Origin of the sequence: Corynebacterium sp. HMSC062A03, assembly GCF_001811145.1 — a bacterium.
Taxonomy (GTDB): Bacteria; Actinomycetota; Actinomycetes; order Mycobacteriales; family Mycobacteriaceae; genus Corynebacterium; species Corynebacterium aurimucosum.
The window spans coordinates 44,939-56,773 of sequence record NZ_KV803680.1; the positions used below are offsets into that span (position 1 = coordinate 44,939).

An 11,835-nucleotide genomic window follows, 5' to 3' on the forward strand; every position below is an offset into this window, starting at 1 on the left:
TGAGAGAATAAGGAGTCATCTGCCCATTCCTCTCCTTCGGCACGGCATCCCCACCGAGGAGACTGTCAACGTTACTTTCGGTTTATGCACTATATTCTTAACGCCATTTGCGGCGCCCTCATTGGCATGGCCGAGTTGGTCCCCGGTATTTCCGGAGGCACCGTGGCGCTCATCGTAGGCATCTATGAACGCGCTTTGCACAACGCCAATGATCTCATTTCCGGCCGTTTCAAAAAGGTTGAGTGGGGCTTCCTCCTCTCAGTCGCCGCCGGCATGTTCCTTGCCGTCTTCGGTTTTTCCACGCTGCTCCACAACTTTGTGGAAGGACAAGTGTCCTTGTCCCGCGCATTGTTCCTCGGCATGGTCGCCGTGTCCATCATCGTTCCAATAAGCATGATGTCGCGGTTTACGCCCGCGTCCATCGCCGCATTCATCATCGCCACCGTCGCGATCTTCTTCGTTACCGGCTTTACTTCAACTCCTGTCGAAGACCCCAGCCTGATTGTGGTGTTCTTGGCGGCCATGGTGGCCGTCTGCGCGCTCGTTCTCCCCGGCGTATCGGGCTCACTCATCTTGCTGACGATGGGCCTCTACCAGCCTGTCATTGGCGCGGTCTCTGACCGGAACATGACCATCGTGGGCGTCTTCGCCCTCGGCGCGCTGTGCGGCCTTGTCGCGTTCGTCAAGGTTTTGAATTACCTACTCGATACCCACCGCGATCCGACCTTGGCCGCCATGGCCGGCTTTATGCTGGGCTCGCTTCGCGCATTGTGGCCGTGGGGCGCAGACCAGGATGCTTCCACACCGCTTATCCTGCTTATGTTCGCGCTCGGCGGCATCATCGTCGCTATTTTCATCGCCGTGGATAGGCGCAAAGCCGCTAGCTACCAAGAGAGTTAAAGCATGAGAAAGAAAACGGCCATCGTAGGAGCAGCCGGGTTGTTAGCTTCGGCTACCCTCTCCGGCTGCGTCACCAACGAGGAGCCAGCGCTGCCAGAGGGCTGGTCCGCGCCCAACGTGGACGAAGTTCCCGAGATTGCCGCGATGTATCAGGACACCGATGGTGTCCTCACCGTCGGCACGAACCCACCGTTCGCGCCGTTCGAGTTCAAGGACTCCGACGGCTCGATCATCGGCTTGGAAATGGACCTAGCCAATGCAGTCGCCCAAGTATTGGGGCTCAAGTTCCAGCCAGTGGAACAAGACTTCTCCATGATCTTGCCGGCGGTTCAGTCGGGACAGATTGATCTCGGCGGTTCCGGGTTCACCGATACCGATGAGCGCCGGGAAAACTTCGATTTCGTCGACATCCTCTACGCCGGCATCCAGTGGGCAGAACTCACCGACGGCCCCCACAAGGTCGATCCATCGAATCCCTGTGGCCTTACCGTCGCGGTGCAGCGCACGACGGTGTCGGAGACCGACGATCTGCGTCCCAAGCAGGAAGCCTGCGATGGTAACTTGACCATCCTGCCCTATGACACAAGCGATAACGCCGCCCTTGCGGTTTTGATGGGCCGCGCGGACGCCCTCTCTGCGGATTCACCAGTCTCCGCATGGGCTGTCAACCGCTCAGATGGACGTATGTCCATGGTCGGCAAGATGTTCGACGCCGCACCCTACGGCTTCGCCGTGCCAAAGGATTCAGACCTCGGCCCTGCCGTGGCGGCGGCACTCCAGCATCTCATCGATACCGGGGCATACGCTGAAATTCTCGATAAATGGGGTGTTGACGACGGACTCGTCGAACACGCAATGATTAACGAAAGGCCGATCAATGACTAACTCCTCTCTCCCGGCAGCGTCGAATTCATCGGCTTCGACTGCCCCAGAAAAGATCGAAGCCCGCCCACTGCGTCACCCCTGGCGCTGGGTATTCGCCACTGTCCTCGCTCTGCTTGCCGTATGGTTCATCATCTCCTCGGCACGCAACGAAGCCTTCGGGTGGGGCACGTATTTCCAGTATCTTTTCGATACTCGGATTGCCACCGCTGCCCTGCACACCATTGCCATTACGATTCTGGCAATGATCATCGGCGTCGTAGGCGGCGCTGCCCTCGCGGTGATGCGCATGTCCCCTAACCCTGTGCTAGGTGGCGTGTCGTGGGTCTTCCTCTGGCTCTTCCGTGGCACCCCAATCTACGTGCAGCTCGTCTTCTGGGGTCTACTTTCAGCCCTCTACCAATCCATCAACCTTGGATTCACAGAGATTTCCCTCACCGAGGTACTCAATAACGCATTCCTCTTGTCCGTCTTAGGCTTAGGCTTGAACGAAGCCGCATACATGGCGGAGATTGTTCGCTCCGGTATCTCTTCTGTTCCGGAGGGCCAGAAGGAAGCCAGCAAGGCCCTGGGAATGGGATGGTGGATGACCATGCGCCGCACTGTGCTCCCGCAGGCCATGCGCATCATCATCCCGCCGACCGGCAACGAGTTTATTTCACTGCTCAAGACTTCTTCACTTGTGGTTGCTATTCCCTACACGGCGGAAATTTTCGGCCGCGCCACGGACATTTCGGCTGCGCTCTTCGAGCCCATCCCCCTGCTTATGGTCGCGGCGACGTGGTATTTGGCCATCACCTCTCTGCTCATGGTGGGCCAGTACTTCTTAGAGCGCCGCTTTGAGCGCGGCGCCACCCGCGAGCTCACCGGCCGCCAGTTGGCCGCGCTGGCGGATGCCGAAGGAACCATTCCCCGCAACGTCTCTGTCATCCCGGAGGTAAAGAACTAATGCCGACACCCATGATTTCCGCACAAAATGTGCACAAGTCTTTCGGCCAACTTGAGGTTCTCAAAGGCATCGATCTCACAGTCATGCCGGGTGAGGTCACGTGCCTTCTGGGGCCCTCCGGTTCTGGTAAGTCCACCTTCCTGCGCTGCTGTAATCACCTGGAGAAGGTCACGGCCGGCCGCCTCTACATCGACGGCGAACTGATTGGTTTCCGCGAGCGCAACGGCGTGCTCTATGAAATCTCCGAGAAAGAAGCCGCCGCCCAGCGCCAAGATATCGGCATGGTTTTTCAGCAATTCAATCTTTTTAGCCACCGCACCGTGCTGGAAAACATCATCGAGGCCCCCATCCAGGTAAAGAAGCAGAACCCGGAGCAGGCAAAGAAAAAGGCCATGGAGCTGCTGGAAAAGGTTGGCCTCGCGCACAAGGCGGACGCCTACCCAGTCCAGCTCTCTGGTGGTCAGCAGCAACGCGTCGCCATTGCTCGCGCGGTTGCGATGGACCCGAAGCTCATGCTTTTCGACGAGCCCACCTCCGCCCTCGACCCCGAGCTCGTCGGTGAGGTGCTCCGCGTGATGAAGGAACTTGCCGCCGATGGCATGACCATGCTCGTTGTCACCCACGAGATGGGCTTTGCCCGGGAGGTCGCCGACACCATCGTTTTCATGGACGGCGGCAGCGTCATCGAAACCGGCACCCCACAGCAGGTCTTGGACAATCCTCAGCACCAGCGCACGAAGGATTTCCTCTCTTCGCTGCTCTAGCGCACTGCACCACCACGCACGCAGCACCGCCGCAACTGCCCTTGTTGCCAAAGTTTCTCGCCCTCACCTCAAGATCTGGCCAGATCTTTGGCAACAAGGGCAGTTTTCTATTTGAACCCGTCCAAGACAAAACTCCGGCCAGTCCGCAAAGCTAACTGGCCGGAGTTTTTCTGGAAAGGGCTGGCGAAACAATTAACGCCAGCGGTGGGTCCCTATTCGGTGTCCCCTTCCGTTTCCGCAGTCTCAGCGGGCTCTGCGGGCTCCTCGGCAGAGGACGAGGCCATCGGGCTATCCGCAGACTGTGATTGGATGACGTCATCCAGCACCGCATGGATATAAGGCGCGGCCTTGTCATTGGAGTATTCGGAAGCAAGCTCCACGCCTTCAACGAGCGCGGTAGCGTTCGGAACATCCGCGTTGAAGAGGATTTCCCATACCGATACTCGCATGATCGCGCGGTCAACGGCGGGAATGCGTTCGAGCGACCACTCGCTGGAGAGGTAACGAGCAATCGCATCGTCAATGGCGTCCAGCTCTTCAGCTGCTCCGCTGACAATTTCGCGGGTGTAGTCCGCGATCGGCGCCACGCCGTTTTCCGGGTCGCGAGCAAGCTCGACGCGGTCTTCCACGATGGCTACCGGATCAACGTCGCGTGATTCTGCTTCGAAGAGAATATCCGCAGCTCGGCGGCGCGCGCGGTAGCGCGCGGTGTGCCGCTTATAGTTAGGCTCTGGTCGGGTCATCTTAGTTGTTGACGCGGGAGAGGTACTCGCCAGTGCGGGTATCGATCTTGAGGGTGTTACCGGTCTCGATGAACAGCGGCACCTGGATCTCGGCACCGGTCTCGAGTGTCGCCGGCTTGGTGCCGCCGTTGGAGCGGTCACCCTGCAGACCTGGCTCGGTGTGCTCAACTTTCAGGTCAACGGAGATCGGAAGCTCACCGAACAGAGCGTCGCCGTCGTGGAAGGAGACCTGGACACGCATGTTTTCCAAGAGGAACTTGCCGGCGTCGCCGAACTTATCAAACGGCAGCTCGTACTGCTCGTAGGTCTTATCATCCATGACCACGTAGTTCTGGCCATCGTTGTACAGGTAGGTCATGTCGCGGCGGTCAACGTTGGCGGTCTCCACCTTCACACCAGCGTTAAAGGTCTTGTCGGTGACCTTGCCAGAGACCACATCCTTGAGCTTGGTGCGCACGAATGCAGGACCCTTGCCAGGCTTGACGTGCTGGAATTCAACGATCTGCTGCAGCTTGTTGTCGATCTTCAGAACGAGGCCGTTCTTGAAATCAGTGGTATCTGCCATGAAATGACTCTCCCAAATAACTTGTAGTCGAAACTATGAAAACAGTGTCTAAGCATACCGTACGCGGCTGCTGCACGGTACGAAGGGGTGCTGGCTACAGCACCTGAAGTTCCTTCGGATAGGCCGTGATGATCTTTGGTGCCCCTGAGGTAATAAACAGGCTGTCCTCGATCCGCACGCCGCCCTTACCAGGAACGTAGATGCCTGGCTCAATGGTCAGCGTCATCCCTTCGGCGAGCTCGCCCTTGCCGGTTTTCGCTGCGGAGGGCCCTTCGTGCACGTCGAGGCCGATTCCGTGGCCAGTCGAGTGAACGAAGTACTCGCCATAGCCGGCCTCAGTGATGATGTCACGGCAGGCCGCGTCGACGTCGACAAGCTTGGCACCTGGCACCGCTGCCTTCACACCTGCCTCCTGGGCGCGCAGGACAATGTCGTAGATTTCACGGGCAAACTCAGTGACCTCACCGATAGCGAAGGTGCGTGTGCAGTCGGAGTTAAAGCCGCGCAGGTGGGCACCGAAGTCGATCGTAACCAAATCCCCCTTGCGCAACTCGCGGTCATCCGCACCGTGGTGGGGCTTAGCGGAGTTTTCACCGGAAGCCACAATGGTGTCAAAGCTCACGCGCTCCGAGCCGAGCATGCGCATGCGGTATTCCAAATCGGCAGCGACTTGGCGTTCCGTGCGCCCAGCGGCGACCTCCCCAGCCTCTACGAGATCGGTGAGCGCCTGGTTGGCCAAGGCCGCTATCTCTTCGAGCTTCTGCAGCTCAACGTGATCCTTGACCAGGCGAATCTTCTCAATCACGCCGGTGACCGGTACCAGAGTCACGCCCTCCGGCTTTGCTTTCTCCAGACGCTGCAGTTGTGCGACAGTGACGTAGTCGGCTTCATAGCCCACCCGCAGATCTTGAGAAACCTGCCCCAGCAAGTGCGGGCCTACATCGCGACCAAGGCTGGCTTCGATGTCCGGAACCTCTTCCGCGATCTGCGTGGTGTAGCGACCGTCCGTTGCCATGAGCGCGGAGAGGTCCTTGCGCAACAGCAGTCCACCATTCGATCCCGAAAAGCCGGTCAAGTAACGCACGTGCGTCAGGTGGGTAACGATAATGGCGTCAATGCGCTGACCAGTCAGCTCAGTCATGAGCTTGCGGCGGCGGTTGCCATAACGAGTATCGGCTAATGCCATGAGAGAACCACTCCAATCAATTCAAGCGATACTCCATGATAGCTAATCTGCCAGGAAGTACCCCAGTGCCGCGACATATCCATAAGAGCCGAGGCCCGCGATAACACCGCGAGCGATGGGGCTCAGGTAAGAGTGCTGCCGAAATGCTTCCCGCGCATGCACGTTGGATAGGTGCACCTCGACGAATCCGGGGCCATCGGCTACCTCCGCCAAGGCATCACGCAGGGCCACCGAGGTATGTGTAAAACCGCCCGGGTTGATGATGACAGGCCAGCCTTCGTCGGCAGCGCGATGCACCTGTTCAATGAGTTCGCCCTCGTGGTTGGATTGGAAGAAGACGATCTCTTCCTCCCCCGCCGCCGCGCGGACGCGAGTCTCTATATCCTCCAAAGTTTCGCTGCCATAGATTTCTGGCTGGCGCTTGCCCAAGCGGTTCAGATTCGGGCCGTTGAGGACGAGAATGGTCATGGCGAACTCCTTAAATTCCTATACGGTCAGCTGCGCGTAGGCTGCGCGCAGCTCCTCATCAGTGGCGTCTTCCAAGCGCGTGGTTTCCCCGATCCCGGTGAGCGCTACAAAGCGGATGTGGCCGCCGCGGTTCTTCTTATCATGGCGCATTGCATCCAGCAGCTCCTCGAAATGGCCCTGCTCATAAGTGGTCGGCAGCCCAATCCTGGTCAAGATGTCGCGGTGCGTGGCCACGAGGTTGGCATCGATAAGCCCGCGCGCGTGGGATAGGTGGGCAATGAACATCATGCCCACCGCTACCGCGCGGCCGTGTCGCCACGAGTAGTTCTCGCGACGCTCCACGGCGTGGCCAAAGGTGTGGCCGTAATTGAGAGTCTCGCGCAGCCCCGATTCCTTCAAGTCCTGACCCACCACGTGTGCCTTGACCGCAATAGAACGCTCGATGAGCTCCGGCAGCAGGCCGTCGGGCTCAAGGCATGCGGCGGGATCCTTCAGGTAGTGCTCAATGATCTGCGGGTCATGGATGAAGCCAGTCTTGATAATCTCTGCAGAACCGGCGACGATTTCCTCGGCTGGCAGTGTGCGCAAATGCTCCACATCAACAAAGACTGAGTCCGGCTCATGGAAAGCCCCAACCAGGTTCTTTCCCGCGGCTGTGTTGATGCCGGTTTTGCCGCCCACGGCGGCATCCACCATGGCGAGCAACGTCGTCGGCGCCTGAATCACCGGGATGCCGCGCATCCACGTCGCCGCAGCAAACCCAGCCAGGTCCGTTACCGCACCGCCGCCTAGGCCAATGACGGCATCGCGGCGGCTAAAACCTGCTTCTCCGAAGATATCCCACAAGCGGGCGAGCACGTCGATCCGTTTGGCGGCTTCGGCATCGGGGACCACAACTGCGGTGGCCTCAATCCCCTGTACGCGAGCCTGTTTAACTAAGTCTTGGGCAGCCTGCGCGAGCGGCGGTTGGTGGATGATTGCCACCTTAGCCGCCCCAATCGCCGCGGCGCGCTCAATCATGGCGGTACTCAGGCCACTGCCAAGAGTGACCTCATAAGGCGATGGTCCATTAACAGCAATGGTGTGCATGGGTGGTGCTCCTTCGGCTGGGGTGGCAGGGTTCGTGAGGCGTCGACACGTAGCGGGTAAAGAAGTTTCGTCGTCTTAGAGGGTTTCGAGGAAGCTCAAGATGTCACCCACCACCTGCTGCGGGGAGCGCACACCAGTGCGCACCTTTAAGTCAGCGACCTCGCTGTAGAGGGGTCGGCGCGTTTCCAAAAGTTGGGTGTAGTGCGCCAGCGGGTCCGCAGACTCCAGCACGGGACGGTTGCTGTCCCCCAGCGTGCGGGTTACGCCTTCTTCGGGGGTGATATCAAGGAATACAACAGTCAGGCCATCGAGCAGGGCGCGTGTAGATTCGGTCAGCACTGCCCCGCCGCCTAGACTCACCACGCCAGTAGTGGCGAGTGCCTCGCGCACCGCTTCGGCTTCGACCTCACGGAATGCTGGTTCACCCAGCTCAGAGAAAATCTCGCCGCAAGCCTTGCCGTAGCGGGCCTCGATGAGGGCATCAGAGTCAACAACCTCGCAGTTCAGCGCGCGCGAGAGGCGTCGGCCAATGGTGGTCTTTCCGGAGCCAGGAGGCCCTACGAGAACGACGTGCGGGGAATTCATGCCTCACCCCAATCCAAGCGGCTAGCCACGTAATCCTGGTAGGCAGCAATGTTTCGCTTGGTCTCGGCTAAGCTATCGCCACCAAATTTCTCCAACACGGCACGCGCAAGGACGAGAGCCACCATGGCTTCGGCCACCACGCCAGCCGCTGGAACTGCACAGACATCAGAACGCTGATGGATGGCAGTGGCTGGCCCACCCGTAGCCATATCAACGGTCTTCAGGGCGCGCGGGACGGTAGAAATCGGCTTCATCGCCGCACGCAAACGCAGCGTCTGGCCATTAGTCATGCCGCCTTCCAGGCCACCAGCCCGGTTACTCTCCCGGTCCACTCCCTCATCGGTGCGCACCATTTCATCGTGGGCCTCGCTTCCGCGACGGCGCGCCTCAGCGAAGCCGTCGCCTACTTCAACGCCCTTGATCGCCTGAATCCCCATCAAGGCGGCGGCGAGCTGCGCGTCGAGACGGTCCTCCCCCGAGGTATGGGAGCCTAAACCAATCGGCAGGCCCTCCACGATGACCTCTACAATGCCGCCGAGGGTATCGCCCTGCTTCTTGGCGGTCTCGATTTCTGAGATCATCGATTCCTCTGCGGCCTTATCGCAGGCACGAACCGGAGAGGCGTCGATGGCCTCAAGGTCCGCAAAGCTAGGGTGCGGGCCCTCATAAGGTTCTGAGGCACCAATGGAGATGACGTGGGACAGCACCTCGACTCCCAGGGTTTCGCGAAGGAAGTTGCGGGCAACGGTGGCCGCGGCGACGCGGGCAGCGGTCTCGCGTGCGGAGGAACGCTCCAGAATGGGACGGGCCTCCGCGTGATCAAACTTCACCATGCCGGCGAAATCGGCGTGCCCAGGGCGTGGACGAGTGAGCGGAGCACCGCGACCGGAAGCCATCGCCTTAGCAGTCTCCGGGTCATCGAGATCTAGCGCATCCGGGGACATGATGGTGGTCCACTTTGGCCACTCCGTGTTGCCAATCATGATAGCGATGGGGCTACCCAGGGTAAGGCCGTGGCGAATGCCGCTGAGCAGAGTGAGATCATCAGCTTCAAACTTCATGCGGGCGCCGCGGCCGTAGCCGAGGCGGCGGCGAGAGAGCTGGAGAGCAATATCGTCTTGGGAAACGGGAACCCCGGCCGGCATGTGCTCAATGAGTGCAACGAGTGCCTGGCCGTGAGATTCACCTGCGGTAGTCCAACGAAGCATGCGGACTATTATCACACGACAAGGGTTCCTTCGGGGTCACTAGGCCTGCTATCACACCATGTCGGGGCTAAATAACACAACAAGTCCTGCGGCAATCAACATCCCGGGTCCATGCGCGGGTGTCCTATCCCTGGTTATATAGCCCCAGAGCACCGTGCTCAGCGACGCCCCCATCATCGCCAGCGCAACCCCCGGTACGCCCGCCACGTGTGCGGTCACCATTCCCAGCGGCAGCGCCAGTTTGAGGTCTCCCCCGCCGATGCTTCCGGCGCGGCTTAGCAACGCCGCCACCACGTAGATACCCGGCCACAGCAGCCCGGCCACGCTGAACCAGCACAGCGATAAGGCTGCGGCAGGCAGAGTCAGATAGTTAGGCAGGCGTTTGAAACGCAGGTCATAAATAATTAAAGCGCACCCCCACGCCAAGAAAAGCAGTTCCCCCATGGTCCCACAGCCTACCGCGTGGGCGGACAAGACGCACGCACCAAGCTGTGGGGACTTGCTTAGGGCAGCTTGAGCGCCTTGTTGAGCGCCGCCAGCATCTCTGCCCGCGGGGCAGTATGCCCGGTAAACTGCTCAAATTGCGAATAAGCCTGATTAGCCAGCATGATGTGCCCGCCGACGGCCCGGTAGCCATCAGCGGCCGCATGCACAGTGAGCGGAGTAGGCCACGGATCATAAATAACGTCAAAAACCGGAGCCTTGGCCAGCTGCGTCAGGTATCCCTCCAACGCAGCAGAGGGCACGGTGGAGACAAGGAGATCTACTGCTCTCGCAAGGCCTGCTAGATCATCCTCGAAGGTTGCCGCATGGAGTGTGAGACCGAGGGCGTCAGCGAGCGGACGCAGCTCAGCTAAACGGTCGGAGCGATTCAACACGGTAACGTCCTTCACTCCGCGCTGAGCCAGCCCCCACAGGACCGGCCGCGCGGTTCCGCCGGCGCCGATGAGCAGCGCCGAAGACGGCTGGGAAGAGCCCAAAAGCTCATCGAGCGCGCCCAGCACGCCTTCGGTATCCGTGTTATCCGCGCGCCACCCTTCCGGGGTGCGTACCAAGGTGTTCGCGGAGCCAATGAGCTCAGCTCGCTCGCTGACGATATCGGCACAAGCAAGGGCATCAAATTTGAGCGGCATGGTGACGGAGAAACCGCAGTACTCCTCGCCTACCTCGGCGAGGAAGGCCGGCAAGTCCGTCACCTCATGCTTGGTATAGTCCCACTCCTTCAGGGTCAGGGCCTCATACCCAGCGTTATGCAGGACTGGTGAGAGCGAGTGGGCAATGGGGCTGCCCACGACTGCGGCGCGCGGCATTGGTTTACTGCTCCTCGGCTGGCGGCGCACCTTCGGCCTCGCGCTGGCTGTCCAGGATGCCAGAGCGCACCGCATCATCGACGTTGGCAAGGTGCTCATCGTAGTTATCGGTAAACACGGTGGTGCCCTTGTCATCGACGGTGACGAAGAAGAGCCAGTTTCCTTCCGCCGGGTTCTCCATGGCCTGGATAGCTTCTTCCGAAGGCGAGGCAATCGGCGAATCAGGCAGACCGTCCTTGGCGTAGGTATTCCATGGCGTCTCGCGGTGGCGGTCCTCATCGGTGGTGGCCAGCTCCACGTCCTCGAGGCCATAGTTCACGGTGGAGTCCAACTCGAGGCGCATCGGTTCATCGAGGCGGTTGAGGATCACTCGAGCAACCTTGTCGAATTCACCGGCCGGGGACTCGCGTTCCACCAATGAAGCGGCAGTTAGAAGCTCATAGGGCTTCAGACCAATTGCTTGGGCGCGGTCAACGATGTTGGTGTCGTTGTACTTCTTCGTAGAGCGGGTGATCAGGTCCGTCAGAATCTCCTGGGCATCCATGTTCGGATCCAGCACGTACTGGCCCGGGGCAATCAGCCCCTCAAGGCGCTTCGGGTCCTCGCCTCGTGCGCGAATCTCTTCCAGGGCCCACTCCGGTGCGCCCAGCTCAGCTGGGTCCACGGTGGCCGCAATCTTCTCGAGCTCTTCAGCGGAGACGCAGCCGCCTTCCTTGCACGAGACCTGGGAAATCAAGGAGTAAATGCCGTAGCGAACATCACCGCCAAGCACGTTGACGTCGAGCAGCGTGGCACCGCCTTGGACGTCGAGGAGGTCCACCATATTGGCTTCATCGAGCAGCGCTTCGACAGCGGCCTTCGCGCTCATCTCCTCCTGGAGACGGTAAAAGCCGGGTTTGATTTGGCTTGCGCGTGGGTTGGAGTTGGCTGCTGAGGAGAAAGCTTCGGATGTCTTCACCACGTTCTTTTCTGCCAGCTCGGGTGCTAATTCACCCATGGACGAGCCTTCTGGGACCTGAACAAGCTGTGTGACACCGTTGCCTTGCCCCTCGTAGTCCAAGGTACTGCCCCCTCCCAGAAGGCGGAAGCCGATGTAGCCGAGTCCGCCAATGATAAGGACCAAGCTTGCGATGAGCACGGCCATGCCGCGCTGACGGCGCTTGACATATTGAGGTTCCATCGAGCG

14 protein-coding genes are annotated in these 11,835 nt (G+C 59.9%); 4 read left to right on the forward strand and 10 right to left on the reverse strand.

Annotation, left to right across the window (positions count from 1 at the left end):
- Window positions 1-84 precede the first annotated feature (84 nt).
- The 4 genes from HMPREF2781_RS06535 to HMPREF2781_RS06550 are packed head-to-tail and all read left to right on the forward strand — an operon-like array spanning window position 85 to window position 3,495.
- Window positions 85-900, forward strand: a complete 816-nt coding sequence (locus HMPREF2781_RS06535) for a DUF368 domain-containing protein (protein WP_070446869.1) — start codon at window positions 85-87, stop codon at window positions 898-900.
- Between the two features lie 3 nt (window positions 901-903).
- Window positions 904-1,785, forward strand: a complete 882-nt coding sequence (locus HMPREF2781_RS06540; protein ID WP_070644859.1) for an ABC transporter substrate-binding protein — start codon at window positions 904-906, stop codon at window positions 1,783-1,785.
- Complete coding sequence (locus HMPREF2781_RS06545; RefSeq protein WP_070446865.1) at window positions 1,778-2,731, forward strand: amino acid ABC transporter permease; 954 nt, start codon at window positions 1,778-1,780, stop codon at window positions 2,729-2,731. Before HMPREF2781_RS06540 ends, HMPREF2781_RS06545 begins: the two co-directional genes overlap by 8 nt.
- Window positions 2,731-3,495, forward strand: a complete 765-nt coding sequence (locus tag HMPREF2781_RS06550; RefSeq protein WP_070446863.1) for an amino acid ABC transporter ATP-binding protein — start codon at window positions 2,731-2,733, stop codon at window positions 3,493-3,495. The genes HMPREF2781_RS06545 and HMPREF2781_RS06550 overlap by 1 nt, the downstream gene beginning before the upstream one ends.
- Window positions 3,496-3,707: 212 nt before the next feature.
- On the opposite strand, the gene nusB is transcribed toward HMPREF2781_RS06550, so the two are convergent.
- From nusB to mltG, 10 genes are all read right to left on the reverse strand, one after another.
- Complete coding sequence (nusB, locus tag HMPREF2781_RS06555; protein WP_070644861.1) at window positions 3,708-4,238, reverse strand: transcription antitermination factor NusB; 531 nt, start codon at window positions 4,236-4,238, stop codon at window positions 3,708-3,710.
- A gap of 1 nt (window position 4,239) precedes the next feature.
- Window positions 4,240-4,803: an elongation factor P gene (efp, locus tag HMPREF2781_RS06560; RefSeq protein WP_070446858.1), complete on the reverse strand. Its 564-nt coding sequence runs from the start codon at window positions 4,801-4,803 to the stop codon at window positions 4,240-4,242.
- Between the two features lie 94 nt (window positions 4,804-4,897).
- Window positions 4,898-5,989 (reverse strand): M24 family metallopeptidase, encoded by a 1,092-nt coding sequence (locus HMPREF2781_RS06565; RefSeq protein ID WP_070446856.1) that lies wholly within the window; start codon window positions 5,987-5,989, stop codon window positions 4,898-4,900.
- 42 nt (window positions 5,990-6,031) lie between these two features.
- On the reverse strand, window positions 6,032-6,457 hold the full coding sequence (gene aroQ / locus HMPREF2781_RS06570; RefSeq protein WP_070446855.1) for a type II 3-dehydroquinate dehydratase: 426 nt from the start codon (window positions 6,455-6,457) through the stop codon (window positions 6,032-6,034).
- 18 nt (window positions 6,458-6,475) lie between these two features.
- Window positions 6,476-7,546 (reverse strand): 3-dehydroquinate synthase, encoded by a 1,071-nt coding sequence (gene aroB, locus HMPREF2781_RS06575; protein ID WP_070644863.1) that lies wholly within the window; start codon window positions 7,544-7,546, stop codon window positions 6,476-6,478.
- A 75-nt stretch (window positions 7,547-7,621) separates the two neighbouring features.
- Window positions 7,622-8,131 carry a shikimate kinase gene (locus tag HMPREF2781_RS06580; RefSeq protein ID WP_070446851.1) on the reverse strand — a complete coding sequence of 170 codons (510 nt, stop codon included), beginning with the start codon at window positions 8,129-8,131 and terminating at the stop codon, window positions 7,622-7,624.
- Window positions 8,128-9,339: a chorismate synthase gene (aroC, locus tag HMPREF2781_RS06585; protein ID WP_070644865.1), complete on the reverse strand. Its 1,212-nt coding sequence runs from the start codon at window positions 9,337-9,339 to the stop codon at window positions 8,128-8,130. Before aroC ends, HMPREF2781_RS06580 begins: the two co-directional genes overlap by 4 nt.
- A 51-nt stretch (window positions 9,340-9,390) precedes the next feature.
- Window positions 9,391-9,783 carry a prepilin peptidase gene (locus tag HMPREF2781_RS06590; RefSeq protein ID WP_070644867.1) on the reverse strand — a complete coding sequence of 131 codons (393 nt, stop codon included), beginning with the start codon at window positions 9,781-9,783 and terminating at the stop codon, window positions 9,391-9,393.
- Window positions 9,784-9,842: 59 nt separating this feature from the next.
- The gene (locus HMPREF2781_RS06595; protein WP_070446846.1) at window positions 9,843-10,649 is read right to left on the reverse strand and encodes a shikimate dehydrogenase; all 807 of its coding nucleotides are present in this window, start codon (window positions 10,647-10,649) and stop codon (window positions 9,843-9,845) included.
- A 4-nt stretch (window positions 10,650-10,653) separates the two neighbouring features.
- Window positions 10,654-11,829 (reverse strand): endolytic transglycosylase MltG, encoded by a 1,176-nt coding sequence (gene mltG / locus HMPREF2781_RS06600; protein ID WP_070644989.1) that lies wholly within the window; start codon window positions 11,827-11,829, stop codon window positions 10,654-10,656.
- Window positions 11,830-11,835 lie beyond the last annotated feature (6 nt).

Coding starts and splice junctions, on each gene's coding strand:
- aroB (WP_070644863.1), bottom strand. CDS start 7,546: ATGCACACCATTGCTGTTAATGGACCATCGCCTTATGAGGTCACTCTT.
- aroQ (WP_070446855.1), bottom strand. CDS start 6,457: ATGACCATTCTCGTCCTCAACGGCCCGAATCTGAACCGCTTGGGCAAG.
- HMPREF2781_RS06535 (WP_070446869.1), top strand. CDS start 85: ATGCACTATATTCTTAACGCCATTTGCGGCGCCCTCATTGGCATGGCC.
- HMPREF2781_RS06540 (WP_070644859.1), top strand. CDS start 904: ATGAGAAAGAAAACGGCCATCGTAGGAGCAGCCGGGTTGTTAGCTTCG.
- HMPREF2781_RS06550 (WP_070446863.1), top strand. CDS start 2,731: ATGCCGACACCCATGATTTCCGCACAAAATGTGCACAAGTCTTTCGGC.
- HMPREF2781_RS06590 (WP_070644867.1), bottom strand. CDS start 9,783: ATGGGGGAACTGCTTTTCTTGGCGTGGGGGTGCGCTTTAATTATTTAT.
- efp (WP_070446858.1), bottom strand. CDS start 4,803: ATGGCAGATACCACTGATTTCAAGAACGGCCTCGTTCTGAAGATCGAC.
- mltG (WP_070644989.1), bottom strand. CDS start 11,829: ATGGAACCTCAATATGTCAAGCGCCGTCAGCGCGGCATGGCCGTGCTC.
- nusB (WP_070644861.1), bottom strand. CDS start 4,238: ATGACCCGACCAGAGCCTAACTATAAGCGGCACACCGCGCGCTACCGC.
- HMPREF2781_RS06565 (WP_070446856.1), bottom strand. CDS start 5,989: ATGGCATTAGCCGATACTCGTTATGGCAACCGCCGCCGCAAGCTCATG.
- HMPREF2781_RS06580 (WP_070446851.1), bottom strand. CDS start 8,131: ATGAATTCCCCGCACGTCGTTCTCGTAGGGCCTCCTGGCTCCGGAAAG.
- HMPREF2781_RS06545 (WP_070446865.1), top strand. CDS start 1,778: ATGACTAACTCCTCTCTCCCGGCAGCGTCGAATTCATCGGCTTCGACT.
- aroC (WP_070644865.1), bottom strand. CDS start 9,339: ATGCTTCGTTGGACTACCGCAGGTGAATCTCACGGCCAGGCACTCGTT.
- HMPREF2781_RS06595 (WP_070446846.1), bottom strand. CDS start 10,649: ATGCCGCGCGCCGCAGTCGTGGGCAGCCCCATTGCCCACTCGCTCTCA.